The following is a 23,040-nucleotide window of genomic DNA, read 5'->3' as shown; positions in this document are numbered from 1 at the left end:
TCACATTTCACGCAATGCGATCATCCGATCTTGACAGGCCGAACATAAATGTGAAACGATCCAAACATAATGATCGGATTGTAACATTATAATTCGCATTGTTGGGAGGCTAAAACAACAGGGTTTTGCACGCCTCGAACAGAATTCCGTTCTTCGAGGACGCCAGACAGGCGGGAAAACAGATCGAATTTTCGCCCGGCCGGGAAGCCGGGCATGGAGGAGAACGCTGACGCGCCCTACCGTTCCAGGGTGCGTCAGCGTCAGAATCGTCCTTCTGCAGCCAATGGCGCGGCGGGACAGGGAGTTCGGAGTTTCTTCTGGTCGAATACGCTGAAGGAGCTCCGGAATTTTGGAGTAATGCGCATCTATCCGAACCGGTCAGCGCTTTGGAGATGCGTCTTGGGAGGAAACACCGGTGAAAAAATTTCTAGCATCCGTGGCCATTGCCATGTCCGTGGCCGTTCCGCACGCTTTCGCGGAAGGCGTCGTTGATACGTCGAAGATCAACAAAGAGCTGATCACCACCGCCAATGACAAGAAGTACACCATCGCGACCGTCGTGAAGGTTGATGGCATTGCATGGTTCGACCGCATGCGCGACGGCGTCGACCAGTTCAAGGCCGACACCGGCAATGACGTCTGGATGGTCGGTCCGAGCCAGGCGGACGCTGCTGCACAGGTGCAGATTGTCGAGAACCTGATCGCACAGGGCGTTGACGCCATCGCCATCGTGCCGTTCTCCGTTGAAGCCGTGGAGCCGGTTCTGAAGAAGGCACGCGAACGCGGCATCGTGGTCATCAGCCACGAAGCATCCAACATCCAGAACGTCGATTACGACATTGAAGCCTTTGACAACAAGGCCTATGGCGCGAACCTCATGAAGGAACTCGGCAAGTCGATGGGCGGCAAGGGCAAATATGTCACGACTGTCGGCAGCCTGACCTCGAAGTCGCAGATGGAATGGATCGACGGTGCCGTCGAATACCAGAAGGCCAACTTCCCGGAAATGTCAGAAGCAACCGGCCGTCTCGAAACATATGACGATGCCAACACCGACTATAACAAGCTCAAGGAGGCGATGACCGCCTATCCGGACATCAAGGGCATTCTTGGTGCACCAATGCCGACCTCTGCCGGTGCCGGACGCCTGATCGCCGAAGGCGGCCTCAAGGGCAAGGTCTTCTTCGCAGGCACCGGTCTCGTGTCGGTGGCTGGCGAATATCTGAAGAACGACGACGTCCAGTATATCCAGTTCTGGGACCCTGCCGTTGCAGGCTATGCCATGAACATGCTGGCCGTTGCAGCGCTTGAGAAGAAGAACGACCAGATCAAGGCCGGTCTCAATCTGGGCCTGCCGGGCTATGAAAGCCTGCTGGCACCGGACGCTGCCAAGCCGAACCTGCTCTATGGCGCAGGCTGGGTCGGCGTGACCAAGGAAAACATGGATAAGTACGACTTCTGATGTCCATGGATGTTTAGAACGCATCCCGAAAAGTGTGAAACGGTTTTCGGATAAGATGCGCGTCTAAACAAACATATCAAGCGCCGATCTGATTCAATCATATCGAAACGCGCTTGACGGGAGGAGCTTCATGCCCCTCCCATCCGGCAAATTGCATTCCAGCCTTGCACGAGGCCCCTCATGAGTGAAAACCTGATTGAACTGCGCCATATCGGAAAACGCTTCGGTGGTGTCAGGGCACTGGACGACGTTTCCTTTGCCATAAAGCCCGGCGAAATCCACTGCCTCGCAGGTGAGAACGGCTCCGGCAAATCCACCATCATAAAGGTCATGTCGGGCGTCTACACGCCGGAAGACGGCGAGATACTGATCGATGGCAAATCAGTCGGCAAACTTGACCCCGTCAAGTCGGTTCATCACGGTATTCAGGTGATCTATCAGGACTTCTCGTTGTTCGGGAACCTGACAGTTGCTGAAAATCTGGCAATCAATACTTTTCTCATCGAAGGCCGCAAGGGCGTCGACTGGAAGCGCGTGCGTGACCTGGCACAGAAGGCGCTGGCGCGGCTCGACGTCAGCATCGACCTCGATGCGGATGTGGACAGCCTGCCGACATCGGGCAAGCAGATCGTGGCGATTGCGCGCGCCGTCATGGCTGACGCCCGCCTCATCATCATGGACGAGCCGACCACCGCGCTGACGCGGCATGAAGTCGATGCGCTGTTCAAGATCGTGCGCGATATTCAGGCACAGGGCATCGCAGTACTCTTCGTCAGCCACAAGATGCGCGAGATGCTGGAAATCAGCGAAAGGCTGACCGTCTTCCGCAATGGCAAGAAGGTTGCCGAAGGCCCGATTTCCGATTTCGACGAACCGTCGATCACCCGCGCCATGACCGGTCAGGAACTCACATCGGACCATTATCACTGGACCCCGCGTGAAGGCGCTTCGGCCAATCCGACCCTTGAAATCACGAACCTTTCTGTTCCTGGCTCTTTGGAAAATGCCAGCCTCGCTCTCAATGCGGGCGAGATCGTCGGCATATCCGGGCTGATCGGCTCCGGTCGCACGGAACTCGCACTCGCGCTCTTCGGCATGAAGCCGGATTTCACCGGCACTGTTCGTATCGACGGCAAGCAAGTTCATCCGAAAACCGTGCAGGAAGGGATTGCCTGCGGCGTCGCCTATGTGCCGGAAGATCGCCTGACGGAAGGCCTGTTCCTGACGCAATCGATCGAGCGCAACATCATCGTCACATCCATCGAGAAATTCGTGCGCGGCCTCTTCATCGACCGCAAGAAGGCCGACACCACGACCCGTGACATGTTTTCGGCGATGCACATCGTTGCCCCCGGTCCGCATACGCCGGTCAATCATCTGTCAGGCGGCAATGCGCAGCGTGTGGTGCTGGCACGCTGGCTTTTGACAGGTGCCAAAATCCTGATCCTCAACGGGCCGACTGTCGGTGTCGATGTCGGCTCCAAGGCGCAGATCCACAATATCATCCGCAAGCTTGCCCGTGATGAAGGTCTCGCCGTCCTGATGATTTCCGACGATGTGCCCGAGCTGGTGCAGAACTGCAATCGTGTGCTGGTGATGCATCGCGGGCGTTTCGTCGACGAACTTTCCGGTGAAACCATGACCGAAGATGCCGTCAATGACCGGCTCAAGACGCTGAATTGAGGAACCGGCACATGAAATTCTTCCGCAGTACCGAATTCATCATTGCCTGCGTGTTGTTCGCGGCGATGGTTATTATCGGCCTCATCAATCCGGCTTTCTGGTCGCTGGACAATATCTTCGGCCTTCTGCGCTCCAACGTCGTGATTGGTATCATGGCGCTCGGTGTGTTGCTTGTGATGATTTCCGGCGGCATCGACGTCTCCTTCACCGCCTTTGCCATCGCGGCCATGTATCTGACTGTCCGCGCCATGGTTTATCTCGGCTATGACGGCGTGCTCATTCCGTTTGTGGCAGCAACGCTGATCGGCCTGCTGCTTGGCGCATTCAACGGCTTCATCATCCATCGTTTCAAGATGATCCCGCTGATCGTGACACTCGGTACCGGTTCCATCGTGCGCGGACTGGTGCTTGGTCTGGTGGGTACAAGCACCGTCAACATCAACAAGATGCCGAAGGAACTGATCGAATTTGGCAAGACAGATGTTGTTTCGCTGACAAATGCTGCAGGAACAGCCTTTAGCCTGACCGCAATGTTCCTCGTCTATCTGGCGCTGGCGCTGCTGATCCACCTGATCCTCAATTATACGATGATCGGGCGCAGCGTTTATGCCTATGGCGGCTCGCCGGAAGCGGCAAAGCGTGTCGGCTTCAATACGCGCCGCACCATCTTCTTCGTCTATTGCGTGGCCGGAGCGCTCGCAGGTTTCGCGGGCCTTCTGCATTCCTCGATGATCTGGCTTGCCAATCCGCGCGATTTCGTCGGGCTTGAACTGGACGTGATCGCAGCCGTGGTTCTGGGCGGCGCATCGATCTTCGGCGGACGCGGCACGGTTCTCGGTACGCTTATGGGCGTCTTCATGCTCGTCATGGTCAAGAACTCGCTCATCATCATGAAGGTAGACACCACGTGGCAGCGCGTCGTGGTCGGCCTCATCATCATCGTCGCCACAGCCATCACCGCATGGCGTGACCGCAAAAGTATCGCCTGAGGGGAGAACGCGACATGAAACAGTCTTTCGACATGCGCCGCCTCCTTGGCGGAGACAACAACATCATCCAGCTCATCGTCATCACCGTACTGGTCTTTGCGCTGATGACCTGGATGAACCCGGACAAGTTCCTGCGCTATTACAACTTCGAATCCATCAGCTACATCATGCCGGAGCTGGGCATCCTCTCCGTCGCCATGATGATTGCCATGCTGACAGGCGGCATCGACCTTTCGGTGGTGGGCATCGCCAATCTGGCAGGTATCATGGCCGGAGTTTATTTCCATTCCTCCATGGTGCAGGCGGCGCAGACGTCCGGTTCCGGCATGCTGTTCTACACCATCATCGGCATATTGCTTGCCGTGCTGATCGGGCTGGTATCGGGACTGGTCAACGGCCTGCTGATAGCCAAGCTCCGCATCACACCGATCCTTGCCACACTCGGCACCGGGCAGGTCTTGATGGGGCTGGCTCTGGTTCTGACAGGCGGCCCGGCAATTGTCGGCTTTCCCGATGCGTGGAACTGGGTCGGCAATGGCAAACTGTTCGGCATCGCCACGCCATTCCTGCTCTTCATCGCCGTGTGCATCGTCGTGGCAATTCTCCTGACACGCACGACGCTCGGCATCAATCTCATGCTGATCGGCACCAATCCGCGTGCTGCGGTCTTTGCCGGCATCCGCAAGGATCGCATGATCCTCTATTCCTATATGCTCACCGGCGTGCTTGCCTCCATAGCCGGAATCATTCTTTCGGGTCGCACCAATGCGGCCAAGTCGGACTACGGTGCATCCTATCTGCTGCAGGCCGTGCTGATCGCCGTTCTCGGCGGTACCAATCCGGCAGGTGGAAAGGGACGTGTTCTGGGCGTCGCCATCGCGCTGATTGCTTTGATGCTGCTTTCCTCCGGCTTCCAGATGATGCGGTTCTCCAACCACCTCATCGATTTTATCTGGGGCGCTTTCCTCATTCTCGTCATCGCGATCAACGCATCGCGCAATCAGGGCAGGTGATCCCTTATGCAGGACATCGAATTTCATCTTCGCCGTCAGGATTTTGTCCAACAGCCGCATGTCATCGCCAATACTTACGGTCTCAGCGTCACTGCCTTTCGCTATCCAAGCGGTATCGAGGCGCTGCTGGTCGAGAACGAACGCGGCAACATCATTGTTCTCCCGTTCATGGGGCAGATGATCTGGGGCGCGGAATTCGACGGCGTCGATCTGACAATGGGCAACAGCTTCTCCATGCCGCGTCCGGCAACCACCATCGTCGAGACCTATGGCTGCTTTGCGTTCCATAGCGGCATCCTACGCAATGGTTGTCCTTCGCCTCAGGACAATCATCTTCTGCATGGCGAAATGGCCTGTGCACAGATGGACAAGGCCGGTCTTCTCTTCGGCCATGACGAGCGCGGGGCATTTGTCGAAATCACCGGCGAATATGAATATGTGATGGGCTTCGGTGCGCATTATCTGGCACGGCCAAGCGTGCGGCTTCATGCCGATGAAATACTGTTCGACATCACCATGGATGTCGAGAACCTTTCATCCGCTCCGATGGAGCTGATGTATATGTGCCACGTCAATTTTGCCTATGCAGAAGGTGCGCGGATCGTCCAGCCAGTGCCTTATACGCCGGATCACGTGCAGGTGCGCACCGCCGTTCCCGGCCACGTTACGCCCAATGATGATTACCTGTCGCTGATTGATGAACTGGCCACCGATCCAGCTGCGATGGAAGTGCTGGACGAACCGGAGCGCTACGATCCCGAGCAGGTCTTCTATATTCGCGGACTGCCGAAAGATGCCGAAGGCAACACCCATCTGATGATGCAGCTTCCCGAGGGCGACGGATTTGGCATTTCCTACCCGACCGAAATCTTCCCAAAAACCGTGCGCTGGATTCTCGTGAACGGCGATGCCCAGGTTGCAGCCTTTGCCCTGCCCTCGACCTGCGAGCCGGAAGGCTATCTGGCGGAAAAGGCCAAGAACAATGTGCAGGTGCTGGCATCGGGCGAGCGCGCCATTTTCCCAGTGCGTGTCGGTTATCTCGATACAACCGCCGCCGAAGAATTTGAAGCCACGATCAAGGCACTCTGAAATTTCAAAGGAACGTCTCATGACCAGAAAGATCGGAGTGGTCGGCTCCAACATGGTGGATCTCATCACCTATGTGAACCGTATGCCGGGGCCAGGTGAAACGCTGGAAGCCCCGACATTTGAAATCGGCTGTGGTGGCAAAGGCGCCAATCAGGCCGTCGCTGCTGCACGCCTTGGCGCAGATGTGATGATGGTGACGCGGGTGGGCGACGATATTTTCGCGGACAACACCATCCGCAACCTGAACGAGTTCGGCGTCGATACGCGCCATGTGCGCAAGGTTTCCAGCAAGTCGAGCGGCGTAGCCCCCATCTTCGTCGAGCCATCGGGTGAAAACTCGATCCTGATCGTCAAGGGCGCCAATGCCGATCTTCTGCCCGCCGAAGTCGACAAGGCTGCAGACGATCTGAAAGTGTGCGGCCTCATCCTGATGCAGATGGAAGTTCCGGTCGAGACAGTCTACCACACCATCGCTTTCGCCGCTGAAAACGGCATCGAAACCATTTTGAATCCTGCGCCTGCTGCCGCCGATCTTGACCCCGAACTGATCCGGCAGGTGACTTTCCTCGTGCCGAACGAGAGCGAGCTTGCGATCCTCTCCGGCCTGCCGACCGGCACGGACGATGAAATCGTCACCGCAGCGCGTTCACTCATCGCGCGCGGCATCCGCACCGTCATCGTCACGCTCGGCGGACGCGGTGCGCGCATGATTACGGCAAGCGAAATCGTCAATATTCCACCAGTCAAGGTCACACCGAAAGACACGACAGGCGCGGGTGATGCCTTTATCGGCTCCTTTGCCCGCTTCTATGCCGGGACCGGCAATGTGGAAGCCTCGCTTCGCAAGGCCGCTCTTTATGCGGCCCATTCCATCACCCGGCCGGGCACGCAGAAAGCCTATGCCAGCCAGGAAGAATTCGAAACGTTCTGCCGCGATCACGCCCCTTCAACCGAACGTGCCTGATCGCACTTGAACGTAATTGAACCCACGAACGGACAATGAAATGACCGAAGCCCTCCCCCGCAATAATGGGACACCGCTCAAGCCGGAATGGTTTGAGGATGTATCCGTCAATCGCAGCGCTTCCGAGCGCCGTGCCGCTACGATTAGCGCCCGCCGTTCGGTGAAAAAGGAATATCAGGCGGCGTGGCTCATCCGCGCCATCCAGTGCATAGACCTCACCACGCTTGCAGGCGACGACACGGCGGGCCGCGTGCGCAGGCTCTGTGCCAAGGCGCGCCGTCCAGTGCGCGAGGATATTCTGGAAGCACTCGGCCTTGCAGATGCGGGCATCACCACTGGCGCGGTCTGCGTTTATCCCACCATGGTGCCCCATGCTGTCAAGGCACTCGAAGGTTCCGGCATTCCGGTTGCCTCGGTGGCGACGGGCTTTCCCGCCGGGCTGACGCCGCTGCCGCTCCGTCTTGCTGAAATCACCTATGCCGTCGAACAGGGCGCGCATGAAATCGACATCGTGATTACGCGCGAGCATGTGCTGACACAGAACTGGTCGGCCCTCTACGATGAGATTGCTGCCATGCGCGAAGTCTGCGGGGATGCACATATGAAGGCGATCCTTGCCACTGGCGATCTCAATACGCTGACCAATGTTTATCGCGCCTCGATGGTGGCGATGCAGGCAGGCTCCGATTTCATCAAGACCTCGACGGGCAAGGAAGACGTCAACGCCACCTTGCCAGTGAGCCTGACCATGGTGCGGGCGCTGCGCGATTATGGCGAGCTTTCCGGTCAGAGCGTCGGTTTCAAACCCGCGGGCGGCCTCAAGACCGCAAAGGACGCGCTCGCCTGGCTCACACTGATGAAGGAAGAACTCGGCAATCGCTGGCTGGAGCCCGACCTGTTCCGCATCGGCGCATCGTCGATGCTTGGCGATATCGAACGACAATTGGAGCACTTCGTGACCGGGCGCTACTCCGCCGCCAACCGTCACGCTGCTGCGTAAGGAATTGATTCAAATGCGACCCATCAAGGACATCCTGAAGACCATGGAATATGGACCTTCCCCCGAAGCAAACGGCGATGTGAACCTGTGGCTGGAACAGCATGAGCGTTCCTTCGGCCACTATATCAACGGGACCTTTGTCAAACCGGAAGGCCGCAAGGCAATTGCGGTTGCCAATCCGGCCAATGGTGACAAGCTCGCCGAAATCACCTGCGGCAACGCGGAAGATGTCGATCAGGCGGTGAAAGCCGCCCGCACCGCTTTTGGCAAATGGTCCAAACTTTCGGGCTATGAACGGGCCAAGTATCTCTATGCCATCGCGCGCCATATTCAGAAGCGCGAGCGTTTTCTGGCCGTGCTGGAAACCATGGACAACGGCAAGCCGATCCGCGAAACCCGCGACATCGACATTCCGCTCGCCGCCCGTCACTTCTATCATCATGCAGGCTGGGCCGAGATGGTGGAAGATGAGTTCAAGGGCTTTTCGCCCGTGGGCGTCTGCGGTCAGGTCATTCCGTGGAATTTCCCGCTTCTCATGCTTGCCTGGAAGATAGCACCCGCTCTGGCCGCCGGTAACACGGTCGTGCTGAAGCCCGCCGATCTGACGCCGCTTTCGGCCATTGCCTTTGCGGAAATCTGCCATGAAGTCGGCCTGCCCGCCGGGGTCGTCAACATCGTGCAGGGCGATGGTAGCACCGGCGCGGAAATCTGCGGTCATGATGGCGTGGACAAGGTGGCCTTTACGGGCTCGACACAGGTTGGCCGTGTCATTCGCGAGCAGATTGCCGGATCGGGCAAGAAGCTGTCGCTGGAATTGGGCGGCAAGTCGCCCTTCATCGTCTTTGAAGATGCCGATCTTGATGCCGCAGTTGAAGGCGTGGTCGATGCCATCTGGTTCAATCAGGGCGAAGTCTGTTGCGCAGGTTCGCGCCTGCTCGTGCAGGAAGGCATTGCCGAGCGCTTCTATGCCAAACTCAGAAAGCGTCTCGAAAGCTTACGCGTCTGCGATCCGCTCGACAAATCCACCGATGTCGGCGCCATCGTTTCACCCGGTCAGGTGAAGCGCATTTCCGATCTTATCCAAAAGGGTATCGACGAAGGCGGCGAGCTCTGGCAGACGCCGAACCCGCTTCCCGCCAAAGGCAATTATATCGCTCCCGGCTTCTTCACCGATGTGGATCAGGCATCAACCGTTTGTCAGGTGGAAATTTTTGGGCCGATTGCGGCAGCAACAACCTTCCGCACTCCCGATGAAGCCGTCTCGCTCGCCAACAATACACGCTACGGGCTTGCCGCGTCGATCTGGTCTGAAAACATCAATGTCGCGCTCGATCTTGCTGCGCGGGTGAAGGCCGGTGTCGTCTGGATTAACTGCACCAACATGCTGGATGCGGGCGCAGGCTTCGGCGGCTACCGTGAAAGCGGGTTCGGTCGCGAAGGCGCACGCGAAGGCATGTACGAATATCTCGTCTCCGATTGGGAAAAGGCACTGTCCGCGACCAAGATTGCGGAAGCCTTCGTGCCATCAACTTCACCCTCCGGCAACGACAAGATCACCATCGTCGGTATCGACCGCACGATGAAGAACTATATTGGCGGCAAGCAGGCACGTCCGGATGGCGGCTACAGCTATTCGGTCACGGGCAAGGGCGGCTCGGTCATCGGGCAGGCTGGCATCGGCAACCGCAAGGACATCCGCAATGCGGTGGAAGCTGCAAGCAAGGCTGGAAGCTGGGGCACAGCCACGGCGCATAACCGGGCTCAGGTGCTCTATTATCTTGGCGAAAACCTCGATGCACGCCGCACGGATTTCGTGGCACGGCTGATCGAAAGCACCGGCATCAGCGAGAAAAAAGCGGAAGAGGAATTTGAAACCGCACTACGCCGGATTTTCTATTATGCCGCACAGGCCGACAAGTTCGATGGTGCAGTTCATTCCACCAAGTCGCGTCATGTGACACTGGCGATGAACGAACCCTGGGGCGTGATGGGCATCGTCTGCCCTGATGAAGCGCCGCTTCTTTCGCTTGTCTCTCTGGTCTTGCCAGCAATCGCCATGGGTAACCGAACGGTCGTTGTACCATCGAGCCGTCATCCGCTGATCACAGGTGATTTCTATCAGGTGCTCGACACATCCGACGTGCCCGGCGGCGTGGTCAACATCGTCACCGGCGAGCGTGACCTTCTGACGAAGACGCTTGCCGAACATGATGACGTTGCTGCGCTCTGGTATTTTGGTTCACGCGAAGGCAGCGCAATGGCCGAAAAGGCGTCAGCAGGCAACCTCAAGGCAACGTGGGTCAGCAATGGCCGCTTGCCGAACTGGCTCAACAAGACCGAAGGACAGGGCCGGGATTATCTGCGCCGTGCCATTCAGGTGAAAAATATCTGGGTGCCATACGGGGCATAGATCAGAACCAAAAGGCCCGCTCCGGCGGGCCTTTTGATGCAGGGTTTTCGCGCTTATTGCGGCACCCACAAAATAGTGTCTGGATTGATCCCCAACAGGAGGGCCTGTGCGACCGCTCGCGCCTTCAGTTCTCCGCTTGCCTCGGGCTCGCGCGAAAGTACCCAGAAATAGCTCCGCGTCGAACCGACAATGATCGACCACTGGTAATCGTCTTCATCGATATCCACGATATTATAGCCCCCGTAGAAGGGTCCGAAGAATGAAACTTTCAATGCGCCTTCATCGGCAGATCGCACAAAGCGAGCGATTCCTGTGGCTTGTGTCCAACGCGCTTTCCACGGATCAAAGCCGCGATTGACCACTTTTACGGTTTGATCGGGATTCAATGAATATTCCGCCGTTGTCCGGGTTAAACCGCGCTCGAAGCGGTTTTCAAGCCGCCCGATCTCGTACCACTTGCCGAGATAGCGCGTGAGATCGAAGGGTTTTACCGGCACGATACCCTGCGGGATTTGCGGCGAACTTGCCCGTGTCAGCGCATATCCTACCGCCAATCCTGTCAGACCAAGAGCAAGTTTTCCAAATCTCATCGTCTTCCCTTCCTTTGTCGCATGAAGGGACAAACCGATGCGATGGCGATTGGTTCCCAACGGTAAACAAGATGCGCTTCCGCAGCGTCATGCCACTGTCATGCAATCGGAATAGAAGCTCCCAATCTATTTGGATTGTGGGAAAATGTTGCATTCCTCGAATATTAAAGCGGATGTCGCCGTTCGGGCCGAAGGGCTGAATCTGGCCTACGGCACGGCCACCATCTTGAAAAATATCGATCTTTCACTGCCGAAGGGACAGACGCTCGCTTTGCTCGGGCCATCCGGTTGCGGCAAGACAACGCTGCTCCGTCTCGTGGCTGGCCTTCTCGCCCCGACCAAGGGCTCGATCACAATCAACGGCGTCACCGTCGCCGATGCCAAGACAGGATCGTTCATTCCGCCTGAGAAGCGCCATCTCGGCATGGTGTTTCAGGACTATGCGCTCTGGCCGCATATGACTGTTTTCGGCAATGTGTCCTTTCCGCTCGAAATGCGCGGCCTCGGCCGTGCAGAGCGCGAAAAGCGTGTTGCCTCGGCACTCGACCGCGTCGGTCTTTCGGGCTTCGGCGAGCGTGCCATCAGCGATATGTCGGGCGGCCAGCAGCAACGCGTCGCCATTGCCCGCGCCATCGTCGCCGAGCCGGGACTGGTATTGTTCGACGAGCCGCTTTCCAATCTCGACCGCGAACTGCGCGAAAACATGGTCACCGAAATCGGACAGCTTGTCGCCAATCTCGGCCTGACCGCGATCTATGTCACCCACGACCAGAGCGAAGCTTTCTCGCTTGCCGATCAGGTGGCTGTCATGCGCACCGGCGTGATTGAGCAGCTGGCTGCACCGGAAGCACTCGTCGCAGAACCGACAACACCGGAAGTCGCAGATTTTCTGCGGCTCGGCTGTGTCGTCCCCGTGGAGCGGTGTGAAAACGCCTACAGGATTGCGCGCACCTGTATCCACATCGCCCGTGGCTCTCATGCGGGACAGGCAACGCATGTCTTGTTGCCGTCGCGCTCGGTTCGCAGCGTGCCCGTCCATGAAGCTGCAATCCCGGCAACGGTCCTGCGCTCGCAGTTTCGCGGCGACGGTCATCTGACCACAGTGCGCATCGGCTCGCAGCAGGACGGTCACGAACTGACCTATCTCGACAGCATCCGTCTTTCACCCGGCGTTCCGGTCGGCATTTCCGTCGATGCCAGCCAGCTGCGTTGGTTCTCAAAATAGACCATTCCATCAGGAATATCTCAGGAGGCAAACATGAAAAAATCCATTCTCGGCGCGGGGCTTGCGCTTGTCACCGCTTTGCTGGCCAGCACTGCGGCCTATGCAGATATCACGGTTTACTCTGCTGGTCCGGGCAGCCTGATCGAAAAGCTTGCCGCAGGCTTCACCGCCAAGACCGGTGCGAAGGTCAATGTTTTTCAGGCAACGACCGGTAAGGTCATGGCGCGCATCGAAGCGGAAGCCGCTAATCCGGTTGTCGACGTTCTGATCTCGGCCTCGTGGGATACGGCAACCGACTTCGCCAAGCGTGACTGGTTGGTCGCCTATACCAGCCCGAACGCCGAAAAAGTGCCGGATTTCCTCAAGAATGAAACGGCTGTCGCGCAGGGCGTCTCTGCCCTCGGTATCGCGTGGAACCCTGCCAGCAAGACGCCGAAGCCCGCCGAATGGGCGGATCTCGCCAAGCCTGAATACAAGGATCTCGTCAATCTGCCGGACCCGGCACAGTCGGGAGCGACCTTCGAGCTCGTTGCCGCCCTTCAGGCGCAACAGGGTTGGGACCTGTTCCGGAACCTGCACGAGAACGGCGCAACTGTCGCCGGTGCCAACGCAGAAGCTTTGAACCCCGTCCTTCAAGGCGCCAAGGCCGCCGTGTTCGGTGCCGTCGACTACATCTCGCTCGCGGGCAAGGCCAAGGGTGAATCCATCGACGTCATTTTCCCGACATCCGGCACAGTGATTGCACCGCGACCGGCCATGATCCTCAAATGGTCGAAGAACCAGGACGAAGCCAAGCAGTTCATCGATTATATGCTGTCCGACGAAGGCCAGAAAATGGTTGCCGACACCTATCTGATGCCGTCGCGTACCGACATTCCGGCCAATCGCCCGCTGATCGGCGACCTGAAAATCCTGCCGATCGACGCCAAGGAAGTCTATGGCAAGCGCAACGATACGCTGAAGGAATTCGGTGCCGCTTTCGCCGGCAGCAACTAACTCTTGAAGGATCAGCAGACATGAAGACAGGCAGTGCGGCGGCTGGCAATCCGCTCGGATTCGTTGCGGTCGCCGGGCTCGCATTCATCGTCGCGGTGCCATTTGTCTTCATCGTCCTTCAGGCAATCTTTCCGCAACTGGGGAGAGGCTCGCTGGCCGAGCCTTTCCTGCATCTCTCGGCCCTGTTTGAAGACCCGAAGCTTTTGCGCATGAGCGGCAATACCGTTCTGCTCGGGCTTTCGGTGGTTGTGCTTTCTGCCCTCATCGCCGTACCGCTTGCAGTTTTCCGGGCACTCTACAAGGTGCCGTTCGCCATATTGTGGGACGTGCTGATGCTCGTGCCCTTCATGATCCCACCCTATATCGCCACGCTTGGCTGGATAATGACCCTGCAGCCGCGCGGTTATCTTGAACAGCTCACAGGTTTCAATCTGGCTCCATTCCTGTTTTCTGTCGCAGGCATGAGTTTCGTCATGGCGCTGAACACGTTTCCGCTCGTCTATTTTGCGGTGTCGCGCACGATTGAAGCAGTTGGCGCTCGCTATTCCGATGTCGGACGGGTGTTCGGGGCCCCGCCTTGGCGTTCCTTCTTCCGCATTAGCCTGCCGCTGGCGACGCCGGGCCTCGCGGCAAGTCTTCTTCTGGTTTTCGCGGCAGCTATCGAGGAATACGGTACGCCCGCAGCCCTTGGACGCCGTTCCGGCTTTGAAGTTCTGGTGACGGAAATTGATCTGCGCATTTCCGACTGGCCCATCGACCTTGCAGGAGCTGCCGTCTTTTCGCTGGCGCTTGTCTGCCTGTCGCTGGCCGCCTTTCTGGTCCAGCGCTGGATACTGACGCGCCGCTCCTATGTGACGACCGGCGGCAAGCCGCAGGCAAAGGACAAGCGTCCGCTTGGAGCCCTCACAATTCCCGTGGTGGTTCTGTTCGCCATCATCGCCTTTGCTGCGACTGGCATTCCTCTGCTGGCCATTCTGGCGACCGCTCTTTCCAAAACCGTATCTGGCGGGCTAACCCCATCGAACCTCGGCTTCGACAATTTTGCAGCCATTGCCGAAGACAGCGCAGGTGGCATGCGTGCACTGGTCAACAGCCTGTCACTCGGTGTTGCGAGTGCCCTGCTGACAGGACTGCTCGGCGCGGTTGCCGCCTATGCCGTCGTGAAGATGCGCTTTCGCGGGCGTTTCTGGCTCGATATACTGACCGTCCTGCCAAATGCTTTGCCCGGTGTCGTCGTCGCAGTCGGTCTCATTCTTGCATGGAACCAACCCATGCTGCCTGTCTCGCCCTACAATACGCCGCTGATCCTGCTGCTTGCCTATTGTTGCATTCTTCTGCCGCAGCCGATCCGCTATGCATCGGCTGCCTTCCACCAGATCGGCGACAATCTGGAAGCTGCGGCACGTGTTTGCGGCGCAAACAGCTTCACCGCTTTCCGGCGCATCATGCTGCCTCTGATCGCCCCCAGCCTGATAACGGCGATGTTGCTCGTCTTTGCCGTCGCCACGCGGGAACTCGTCGCATCGATACTGGTGGCTCCAGTTGGAATGCAGACCATCTCGATCTTCATCTGGCGTCAGTTCGAGCAAGGCTCAGTCGGCCTCGGCATGGCCATGGCATTCATCGCCATTCTCATCACCACGCTTTTGCCCTTGGTTCTGATGGGGTTGTTGAAGCGCTCCGGTCTCGTTAGAATTTGACCTTCCGTTCCCAATCGGGAAATGCCAACAGCAGGGTCGAAATTCCAGTGCCTTGAAAAGCCGGGAGAACCGTTTTGACGAAACAGGCCGTTGTCTTGAAAAGAGAAGAATGGGCGAGGCGTGATGATGCCTGGTCTGGGCGCGTCGAAGGCAAGAGATTTGGTACTGATGCGTCGATCATATTCTTCTCGACCGATGTTGTAGGGCATGGTCCCAAACTGCACCGGCACCCCTATGACGAGATTTTCATCGTCCGTCAGGGAAATGCCCTGTTCATTGTTGGCGATGAACAGATCGAGGTGACGGAGGGACAGGTTGTCTTCGGTCCGGCAAACATACCGCACAAGTTCATCAATCTCGGGCCCGGGCGTCTGGAAACAACCGATATTCACGTTACCCAACATTTCGAGCAGGAGGACCTCGAGTGAAATAGGGGCAACGTTCCCCCGCATTTTGGTAGAATTATCTTGTCTTCGCCTTCAAAGATGATAATTTTAGTCATATTAATGCGACGGTATCCGGACGCATTTCTCACGAAACATGTCCGGCCATGAAGCCGGAATTCCAATGAAACGCTGTCGCATACGGATCGGAACGTTTTGGGCTTCTGGCATTCGATGATCTGGCAAGCCGAAGGCATCCGGGTGGTTGCACCGGTTCAATGGCGCGTGCTGGACGGGCTGGTCAGCGTCTATTGGGAGGCTGAAAGCCAGACGGGGGCCAATGGCTATTTCCTGTCGCACGATCCCCGCATCATGATCTTTTTTCAGGATGTTTCGTCAAACATTCGCATATCGAACGACAGCAGCGTCCTTACCCAGCATCACCGCCCGATGACGCGTGCGATCTACATACCCGCTGGCGTACCGATGTGGACGAATACGGTTTCGCTTCACCGGTTTTCGCACCTGAACCTGCATTTTCACAAGGATCGGCTGCTCAAATATCTAACTCCGACACTCGGCACCTCTATGGCCATGGCCGCCATGCGCAGTCCGGTGGAAATTCAGGACCTTGGCGCCATAGAAATGCTTGCCCGCCTGCTCGTCGATGAAACAGCCAATCCGATAAAACACGGGCTTTTTGCGGAAAACCTCATCGGCAGCATTCTGACCGGGCTTCTCGATATACCGAACGAGGATAACAAGCAGGGCTACGGCCGCCTCACCATGGCGCAGATGAACAAGCTGAACGCACGGTTCGACAGTTGCGGTGACCGCCGGTTAAGCGTCGCCGAAATGGCGGCAGCGGTGGGTCTGTCGGAAAGCTGGTTCGCCAATGTCTTCAAGCAGACAACCGGGAAAACTCCGCTGCAATGGCAAATGGCGAAGCGCATCGATCTGGCGCAACAATTGCTGGCAGATAGCAACCTGACCGTCGCTGGCATCGCAGCACAGCTTGGGTTCACCGATCAGGCTCATCTGACCAAGGCTTTCCGTCAGGTGGTGGGAGAAACGCCAGCCGCATGGCGGCGCTTCCAATCGAACCGCTGACCAATTTCGGATTGCAAGCTCCGCCGCCTGTTTCCGGCGGAGCTGCTCATCCTACCAGGTGCGGCGAAGCGTTGCCGTGATCTCGCGACCGGGATTGTAGAAATCCGCTCCGAAACCGCCATAGGCGACGTATTTCTTGTCGAACAGATTGCTGACATTGACCTGCAGCGCTGAATTATCGAGGAACTCGTAAGTGAATGCGGCATCGAACACGACATTGCCGCTGGTGCCCGACGTATTGGCTGGCGTGAAGTAATACGCACCAATATAACGACCGCCGACACCGATTGTCATGTCGCCGCGACGACCGCTGCCCTCGATCTTGTAGTTCGCCCAAAGCGAAGCGAGGTGCTTGGAAACAAATTGCGGGCGGTTGCCCTCATTGCCACCGGTACCGTTCTCTACGATCTCCGGGTCCATATAGGAATAGGCCGCGATCAGGTTGAGATTGTTCGTCAGCTCGGCCTTGGCTTCCAGATCGATACCGCGAACGCGAACCTCGCCAATCGTGGATGGCTGAAGTGTGATGGGATTGTTGACCGAGATATTGTTCTTGGTCAGATCGTAAACGGACGCGGTGAACAGGGCCGGAAATGCAGTTGGCTGGTATTTCACGCCGACTTCGATCTGTTCGCCCCGCTCAGGATCGACACCAATGGCCGGAGGAGCGACCGATTCAGCATAGCTCGTATAGACCGCCCATTCATCCGTTACCCGATAGGTGAGGCCGAAGCGGCTGGTGAACTCGCTCAGGTCGCCATCTGTGGTCGTGTTCTTGAGATTGTTCGTCTGCGACAGGTCGAGCCAATCATTGCGCAGGCCCACACTGGCGATCAGCTTTTCGGCGAATGTCAGATCCTGCTGAAAATAGATCGCCTTGGTCTTTTGCTTGGTCGATGTGCTGCCGATCAGCGGCAGACTGACCGGAGCGCCGGTAAAGACCGGATTGGTCCAGTCGATGCTCGGCGCCGGGCCCCAGAGCGTCTTGTTGGTGGCCGAATAATTGTTGTGTTCGACGCCCGCCATTGTCCGGCTTTCGAACCGGTCAAAGCTTGTCTCATAATTCAGGTTCACATCGCCCACGAAATTCTCGGCTGAGGCGTCATTTCCGAAGAAATCGCGCTTGGCAATTGTGGAGCCATCGGTCGGTGTGGCCGAAATATAGGCATAGCCGAAATCGGTGTCCTGCTTGCTGTAACGCCCGTTGGCGCTCACGCTCAAACCATTGCCAAAATCGTGATCGAACATGGCGCTGACAGTATTTCTGTCGGTGCCGCGATAGTTGAAATCAGGTTCGCCGAAAAAGCGGCTGCGGTTGAAATTAGTGCCAACCGGATGCCCCCCGCTTCCGGGCACGCCATTGCGGTGAAGATGATCGAAGATCACCGTCAGATTGGTCGCATCGCTCGGACGCCACGTCAGCCCGCCCATGATGAACTTTTCATCGTCGCGCGAATAATCATATTCGGCGTCGGAATCCTTGAACTTGCCGGTGAGGCGATAGGACAGCGTTTCGTCGCCGGTCAGATTGTCACCGAAATCGAAGCCGACTTCCTTGTGGTTGAAGGAGCCGCCTGTGATATAGGCCTCGCCAAAGCGCTCGCGCTTCGGGCGCTTGGTCACATAATTGACCATGCCGCCCGGATCGGAGACGCCGAAAGCCGTGGAACTCGCGCCTTTCAGAACTTCAATCCGTTCAAATGCATAGGGTTCCTCGCGTATACCGCCAAAGGGACGGCCAAGGGACAGCCCGTCGCGATAGGTGTTGGCATCGAAACCGCGGATCTGGAAAAAGTCAAACCGGTCATCCGACCCGTAAAAATTGGTGGAAACACCTGCAGTATATTGCAGCACCTGCTCGACGGTCTGGGCGTTGCGCTCCTGTATTTCCTTGGCGGTGATCACCGATACGGAGGCTGCCGTATCCATGATGTCCGTCGCCATCTTGCCGCCGCCGGTGGTTCTCGTCGCGACAATCGACCTGGAATCGTCGTCGCGTCCACCAGACCCATCAACCGTAATGGTCTTGAGCACTGTCGGCTCTTCCGTTGTTGTCGCCTGCTGCGCCAAAGCCAGATCCGGCATGGATACGACAAGCGCCGTGCACCCCAGAAGAATTGCCCTGCGGTAGCGAACCCGGGTGGTTTTCTTCATCTCAGCGGTCTTTTCAATGTCCATGGTCAGGTCCGATAAGCAGTTTGCGGCGATCGCTTTTAGCGACGGTTTCAAATCGTGGAGACATCGACAGCCTTACGATCAACGACCGGATGAGCCCGATCATCAAAGCAATCAAGAAACTGAAATGGTCCCCGGATCGCCACTAACTTGAGAAGCTTTGTCCAGTATTGTAGAAAACTGCTTTTTTGTAGGAAATCACGGTTAATTCGCAACAGCTTTATCAAGGTGCGAGCTTCGGCCTTGACGCGGTGGGTTTAACTTGAGAGTGAAAGGCCACTTTATACACAAGGAGAATGCACCGGATGACTTGGTCCATTCGCTCTCTCGTTTTCGCTGCCCTGTGCTGCCTGGCGATGATTGTGCCGCAAGCGGTTCTAGCTGGTGAAAAAACAACCTATCCGATTGTTATAAAACATGCTTTTGGAACGTCAACGATAGAAAAAAAGCCGGAACGGATAGTCACCGTTGCCTGGGCAAACCATGAGGTTCCCCTTGCACTCGGCGTGGTTCCGGTTGGGTTTGCGCGAGCCAATTTCGGCGATGACGACAATGATGGTCTCTTGCCATGGGTAGCCGCAAAGTTGAAGGAACTCGGCGCCGATACGCCTGTGCTTTTCGATGAAGGGGACGGGATCGATTTCGAGGCGGTGGCGGAAACGCAGCCCGACGTCATCCTCGCATCCTATTCCGGCCTGAGCCAGTCCGACTACGATACACTCAGCCAGATCGCCCCTGTCGTTGCCTATCCCGAAGCGCCCTGGTCCACCGACTGGCGCGACATGATCCGTCTCAACAGCGTCGGCATGGGCATGGCGGAAGAAGGTGAAGCGCTGATTGCAAAGATCGAAGGCGAGATTGCCGAGACGGTCAGCCAGTATCCGCATCTCAAAGACAAGTCGGCTATGTTCGTCACGCATCTCGATACGACGGACCTGAGCACGGTCAATTTCTACACTACTAACGACACGAGGGTGAGATTCTTCACGGACCTTGGCCTGAACTCGCCCAAAAGTGTGGTCGACGCCTCCAAACCGGGCCAGTTCTCCGGCTCCATCAGCGCCGAGCGTGTCGACATGTTCGATGACGTGGACATCGTCGTAACCTATGGCAGTCAGGAATTGCTGGATGCCTTGAAGCATAATCCACTTCTCGCCAGCATGCCAGTGGTCGAAAACAATGCAGTGGTCATGCTGGGCAGAAACCCTCTCGGGACAGCGGCCAATCCCACACCACTTTCCATCTCCTGGGTACTGAAGGACTATGCCGCCCTTCTCGCCGGCGCGGTCGTCTTTCTCCTTGTGACCCTTTGTGTTCTGTCCGTGTCGCTCGGCACGCGTGAAGTGCCATGGCCCGACATTGTTGCGGCCCTGCGTGGTCATATGGACACCATCGGACAGGCCGCCGTCGCCATGCGCATTCCGCGCACCTTGCTCGCTCTTCTCGCCGGCGCAGCGCTCGGTCTGGCAGGCGCCATTATGCAGGGCATTACCCGCAATCCGCTGGCAGATCCCGGCATTCTGGGCGTCAATATGGGCGCATCGCTTGCCGTCGTCATCGGCGTTGCGTGGTTCAACATCGTTTCCGCACCAGCTTATATCTGGGCAGCCATATTCGGCGCCGGTTGCGCCGCCGTCTTCGTCTATATGGTCGGATCGCTTGGCCGTGGTGGCGCAACACCGCTCAAGCTCGCGCTGGCCGGTGCAGCCACGTCGGTAGCATTTTCCTCACTGGTTATCGCCATCGTGCTGCCCCGCAACGATATTGCCGGCGGCATTCGCGCCTGGCAGATCGGCGGCGTTGGAGGTGCGACTTTCGACCGGCTCGCTTATGTGCTGCCATTTCTCGCTGTCGGTTTCGTTGTCAGCCTTCTATCGGCGCGCAAACTGAACTCGCTCGCACTCGGCGATGAACTTGCCGCCGGGCTCGGAGAAAAGGTCGCCATTGCTCGCGCTGTTGCGGCGCTCGGCGCAATTCTGCTGTGTGGTGCAACCACCGCCATCTGCGGTCCCATCGGCTTTGTGGGTCTGGTCGTACCGCATCTCTGCCGCCTGCTGGTAGGCGTGGATCACCGCTGGCTGTTGCCATTCTCGGCCCTCAGCGGAGCCTGTCTCCTGCTTGCTGCCGATATTGTAGGACGCCTCATTGCCCGTCCTGCCGAACTCGATGTCGGGATTGTCACCGCCTTGATCGGCGCGCCGTTCTTCATCTGGATCGTCAGACGCCAACGGGTTCGTGAGTTGTGATCATGCTGCATTCCACCGCCGATCTTATCGCCCGGAACCGTCGCAGCCGCACCCGCAAGCGCAATCTTGTCATCGGTCTTCTTCTTCTGGTCATTCTCGTCGCCCTCTTCCTCCTCACTTTGATGCTGGGCCAATCTTTCACCCCGCCGAAAGATGTCGTGCGGGTGCTTCTGGGCGAAGATGTTCAAGGCGCAAGCTTCACGGTCGGGATGTTGCGCCTGCCGCGCGCCGTCCTGTCCGTGCTGGCAGGGCTGAGCTTCGGCCTCGGCGGTGTCGCATTCCAGCTCATGCTGCGCAATTCGCTCGCAAGCCCTGACATCATCGGCATCAGTTCCGGTGCAAGTGCTGCAGCTGTTTTTGCAATCGTTGTGCTCTCGCTGAGCGGCCCCATTGTTTCGATCTTTGCCGTTGTGGCTGGGCTTGCTGTAGCGCTTGCCGTCTACGGTCTTTCCTTCAGGAACGGGGTAGCTGGAACCCGTCTTATCCTCGTTGGGATCGGTGTTTCGGCGATGCTCGAAAGTGTCATTGCCTATATTCTTTCAAACGCGCCCGCCTGGAGCCTGCAGGATGCCATGCGCTGGCTCACCGGCAGCGTCAACGGCGCAAGGCTGGACCAGATGTTTCCTCTTCTGGTCGCACTGGTCGTTTTCGGCGGTTTGCTTTTGAGCCGGTCGCGCGATCTCGAAGCATTGCGGCTGGGCGACGACAGCGCTGCAGCATTGGGAACCAATGTGGGGCGAACCCGGATCGTCATCATCATTGCCGCCGTCGGTATGATAGCCTTCGCCACAGCCGTCTCAGGCCCCATTGCTTTCGTCGCCTTTCTGTCCGGCCCCATTGCAGCACGTGTCATCGGTAATAACGGTTCCCTGCTCGTCCCGTCTGCCTTGATTGGAGCCATACTAGTCCTCGCCGGCGATTATTGCGGACAGTTCCTGCTGCCCGGCCGCTATCCGGTTGGCGTCGTCACCGGAGTTCTGGGCGCTCCTTATCTCATCTACCTCATCATACGTGCCAACCGCAGCGGGGCATCCCTATGACCGATCACACCCTCATCGCGCGTGAGCTGACCACTGGCTATGGTGACAGGCTTGTGCTGGATAGTCTCGATCTTGAGGTGCCTTCCGGCAAGGTAACAGCAATCGTTGGAGCAAATGCCTGCGGGAAATCTACCTTGCTGCGCACTATGTCGCGACTTCTTGCACCACGACACGGGGAAGTACTGCTTGACGGCAAGTCGATCCACACGCTTCCCTCCCGGCAACTGGCACAAACGCTCGGCCTGTTGCCCCAATCGCCGATAGCGCCGGAGGGCATACTGGTTGCCGATCTGGTCAGTCGAGGTCGAAACCCCTATCACGGCGTATTCTCGCAATGGACGCGGGCAGATGACGAAGCAATCGCAACGGCACTTGAAGCAACCAAGACGACCGAACTGGCCGACAGGCCAGTGGATGAACTTTCAGGTGGCCAGCGCCAGCGCGTATGGATTGCGATGGCACTGGCGCAGCAGACCGATATTCTCCTGCTGGATGAACCGACAACCTTTCTCGACATCAGTCACCAGATTGAAGTTCTGGATCTGCTCACAGATCTCAACCAGAAGCGGGGAACCACAGTCGTCATGGTTTTGCACGATCTCAATCTTGCCGCCCGCTATGCGGATTTTCTGGTCGCAATGGCTAACGGACGACTATACGCAACCGGAACGCCCGACGACGTGCTGACAGAACAAAATGTTCGTGAGGTATTTCATCTCGAAAGCCGTATCATGACCGATCCAACGTCCGGCCGACCGATCATGTTGCCTTTGGGGCGTCATCGCCTTCGTGATGAGCATCTTGAAGCGCAGCTCGCGCATTCAGACGGATAACCGGCTGCGCCGCAACAGGCTTTTGCAGACTTCTCCAACCCGCTGATTTCATAACGCCGCGATCCAATGATCGCGGCGTTTTGCGTTCTGGCACAGTCACAACGCAGTGCATCATTATACACATTCCATAAT

17 protein-coding genes and 2 pseudogenes are annotated in these 23,040 nt (G+C 57.5%); 17 read left to right on the top strand and 2 right to left on the bottom strand.

Features of this window, described 5'->3' with window-relative positions:
- The first annotated feature begins 415 nt into the window (after positions 1–415).
- The 8 genes from FG152_RS10135 (at position 416) to FG152_RS10100 (ending at position 10,610) form a co-directional block, all read left to right on the top strand.
- The gene (locus FG152_RS10135; RefSeq protein WP_029928229.1) at positions 416–1,462 is read left to right on the top strand and encodes an autoinducer 2 ABC transporter substrate-binding protein; all 1,047 of its coding nucleotides are present in this window, start codon (positions 416–418) and stop codon (positions 1,460–1,462) included.
- A gap of 180 nt (positions 1,463–1,642) precedes the next feature.
- Positions 1,643–3,145, top strand: coding sequence for a sugar ABC transporter ATP-binding protein (locus FG152_RS10130; protein ID WP_151616416.1), 1,503 nt, complete (start codon positions 1,643–1,645; stop codon positions 3,143–3,145).
- Between the two features lie 11 nt (positions 3,146–3,156).
- A complete protein-coding gene (locus FG152_RS10125) occupies positions 3,157–4,134 on the top strand; it encodes an ABC transporter permease (protein WP_011982590.1) in 978 nt (325 codons plus the stop codon).
- Between the two features lie 14 nt (positions 4,135–4,148).
- Positions 4,149–5,147: an ABC transporter permease gene (locus FG152_RS10120; RefSeq protein WP_151607085.1), complete on the top strand. Its 999-nt coding sequence runs from the start codon at positions 4,149–4,151 to the stop codon at positions 5,145–5,147.
- A gap of 6 nt (positions 5,148–5,153) precedes the next feature.
- On the top strand, positions 5,154–6,236 hold the full coding sequence (locus FG152_RS10115) for a DUF4432 family protein (RefSeq protein ID WP_331664878.1): 1,083 nt from the start codon (positions 5,154–5,156) through the stop codon (positions 6,234–6,236).
- Between the two features lie 19 nt (positions 6,237–6,255).
- On the top strand, positions 6,256–7,200 hold the full coding sequence (rbsK, locus tag FG152_RS10110) for a ribokinase (protein WP_151607089.1): 945 nt from the start codon (positions 6,256–6,258) through the stop codon (positions 7,198–7,200).
- 40 nt (positions 7,201–7,240) lie between these two features.
- A complete protein-coding gene (gene deoC, locus FG152_RS10105; protein ID WP_029928241.1) occupies positions 7,241–8,200 on the top strand; it encodes a deoxyribose-phosphate aldolase in 960 nt (319 codons plus the stop codon).
- A 13-nt stretch (positions 8,201–8,213) separates the two neighbouring features.
- Positions 8,214–10,610, top strand: coding sequence for an aldehyde dehydrogenase family protein (locus FG152_RS10100; protein WP_192798602.1), 2,397 nt, complete (start codon positions 8,214–8,216; stop codon positions 10,608–10,610).
- A gap of 53 nt (positions 10,611–10,663) precedes the next feature.
- On the opposite strand, the gene FG152_RS10095 is transcribed toward FG152_RS10100, so the two are convergent.
- Entirely contained in the window at positions 10,664–11,200 is a 537-nt protein-coding gene (locus FG152_RS10095; RefSeq protein ID WP_011982584.1) for a lipocalin family protein, read from the bottom strand.
- A gap of 145 nt (positions 11,201–11,345) precedes the next feature.
- Between FG152_RS10095 and FG152_RS10090 the strand changes: the two genes are divergently transcribed.
- The 5 genes from FG152_RS10090 (at position 11,346) to FG152_RS10070 (ending at position 16,614) form a co-directional block, all read left to right on the top strand.
- The gene (locus FG152_RS10090) at positions 11,346–12,425 is read left to right on the top strand and encodes an ABC transporter ATP-binding protein (RefSeq protein ID WP_151607093.1); all 1,080 of its coding nucleotides are present in this window, start codon (positions 11,346–11,348) and stop codon (positions 12,423–12,425) included.
- A gap of 33 nt (positions 12,426–12,458) precedes the next feature.
- Positions 12,459–13,421 (top strand): ABC transporter substrate-binding protein, encoded by a 963-nt coding sequence (locus FG152_RS10085; protein ID WP_151607095.1) that lies wholly within the window; start codon positions 12,459–12,461, stop codon positions 13,419–13,421.
- 20 nt (positions 13,422–13,441) lie between these two features.
- Positions 13,442–15,121: an ABC transporter permease gene (locus FG152_RS10080; RefSeq protein ID WP_498986349.1), complete on the top strand. Its 1,680-nt coding sequence runs from the start codon at positions 13,442–13,444 to the stop codon at positions 15,119–15,121.
- A gap of 74 nt (positions 15,122–15,195) precedes the next feature.
- On the top strand, positions 15,196–15,549 hold the full coding sequence (locus FG152_RS10075) for a cupin domain-containing protein (protein ID WP_151607098.1): 354 nt from the start codon (positions 15,196–15,198) through the stop codon (positions 15,547–15,549).
- Positions 15,550–15,720: 171 nt separating this feature from the next.
- Positions 15,721–16,614, top strand: a complete 894-nt coding sequence (locus FG152_RS10070) for a helix-turn-helix domain-containing protein (protein WP_029928254.1) — start codon at positions 15,721–15,723, stop codon at positions 16,612–16,614.
- A 51-nt stretch (positions 16,615–16,665) separates the two neighbouring features.
- On the opposite strand, the gene FG152_RS10065 is transcribed toward FG152_RS10070, so the two are convergent.
- Complete coding sequence (locus tag FG152_RS10065) at positions 16,666–18,792, bottom strand: TonB-dependent siderophore receptor (protein WP_498986345.1); 2,127 nt, start codon at positions 18,790–18,792, stop codon at positions 16,666–16,668.
- A 302-nt stretch (positions 18,793–19,094) separates the two neighbouring features.
- Between FG152_RS10065 and FG152_RS10060 the strand changes: the two are divergent.
- From FG152_RS10060 to FG152_RS10045, 4 genes and pseudogenes are all read left to right on the top strand, one after another.
- A pseudogene (locus FG152_RS10060) lies at positions 19,095–20,075 on the top strand (iron-siderophore ABC transporter substrate-binding protein); the annotation flags it as partial.
- Positions 20,070–21,035 (top strand): annotated as a pseudogene (locus FG152_RS10055) (FecCD family ABC transporter permease); the annotation flags it as partial. The pseudogenes FG152_RS10060 and FG152_RS10055, both read left to right, overlap by 6 nt.
- A gap of 2 nt (positions 21,036–21,037) precedes the next feature.
- Positions 21,038–22,075 carry a FecCD family ABC transporter permease gene (locus tag FG152_RS10050; protein ID WP_151607107.1) on the top strand — a complete coding sequence of 346 codons (1,038 nt, stop codon included), beginning with the start codon at positions 21,038–21,040 and terminating at the stop codon, positions 22,073–22,075.
- A complete protein-coding gene (locus FG152_RS10045; protein ID WP_151607109.1) occupies positions 22,072–22,908 on the top strand; it encodes an ABC transporter ATP-binding protein in 837 nt (278 codons plus the stop codon). Before FG152_RS10050 ends, FG152_RS10045 begins: the two co-directional genes overlap by 4 nt.
- Positions 22,909–23,040: the final 132 nt, after the last annotated feature.

The organism is Ochrobactrum sp. XJ1 (assembly GCF_024701725.1).
Classification (GTDB): domain Bacteria; phylum Pseudomonadota; class Alphaproteobacteria; order Rhizobiales; family Rhizobiaceae; genus Brucella; species Brucella anthropi.
Note: the sequence above shows the minus strand (reverse complement) of the source record. Positions and strands in the feature narration are given on the sequence as shown.

Coding starts and splice junctions, on each gene's coding strand:
- FG152_RS10130 (WP_151616416.1), top strand. CDS start 1,643: ATGAGTGAAAACCTGATTGAACTGCGCCATATCGGAAAACGCTTCGGT.
- FG152_RS10125 (WP_011982590.1), top strand. CDS start 3,157: ATGAAATTCTTCCGCAGTACCGAATTCATCATTGCCTGCGTGTTGTTC.
- FG152_RS10120 (WP_151607085.1), top strand. CDS start 4,149: ATGAAACAGTCTTTCGACATGCGCCGCCTCCTTGGCGGAGACAACAAC.
- FG152_RS10115 (WP_331664878.1), top strand. CDS start 5,154: ATGCAGGACATCGAATTTCATCTTCGCCGTCAGGATTTTGTCCAACAG.
- rbsK (WP_151607089.1), top strand. CDS start 6,256: ATGACCAGAAAGATCGGAGTGGTCGGCTCCAACATGGTGGATCTCATC.
- deoC (WP_029928241.1), top strand. CDS start 7,241: ATGACCGAAGCCCTCCCCCGCAATAATGGGACACCGCTCAAGCCGGAA.
- FG152_RS10100 (WP_192798602.1), top strand. CDS start 8,214: ATGCGACCCATCAAGGACATCCTGAAGACCATGGAATATGGACCTTCC.
- FG152_RS10095 (WP_011982584.1), bottom strand. CDS start 11,200: ATGAGATTTGGAAAACTTGCTCTTGGTCTGACAGGATTGGCGGTAGGA.
- FG152_RS10090 (WP_151607093.1), top strand. CDS start 11,346: ATGTTGCATTCCTCGAATATTAAAGCGGATGTCGCCGTTCGGGCCGAA.
- FG152_RS10085 (WP_151607095.1), top strand. CDS start 12,459: ATGAAAAAATCCATTCTCGGCGCGGGGCTTGCGCTTGTCACCGCTTTG.
- FG152_RS10080 (WP_498986349.1), top strand. CDS start 13,442: ATGAAGACAGGCAGTGCGGCGGCTGGCAATCCGCTCGGATTCGTTGCG.
- FG152_RS10065 (WP_498986345.1), bottom strand. CDS start 18,792: ATGGACATTGAAAAGACCGCTGAGATGAAGAAAACCACCCGGGTTCGC.
- FG152_RS10050 (WP_151607107.1), top strand. CDS start 21,038: ATGCTGCATTCCACCGCCGATCTTATCGCCCGGAACCGTCGCAGCCGC.
- FG152_RS10045 (WP_151607109.1), top strand. CDS start 22,072: ATGACCGATCACACCCTCATCGCGCGTGAGCTGACCACTGGCTATGGT.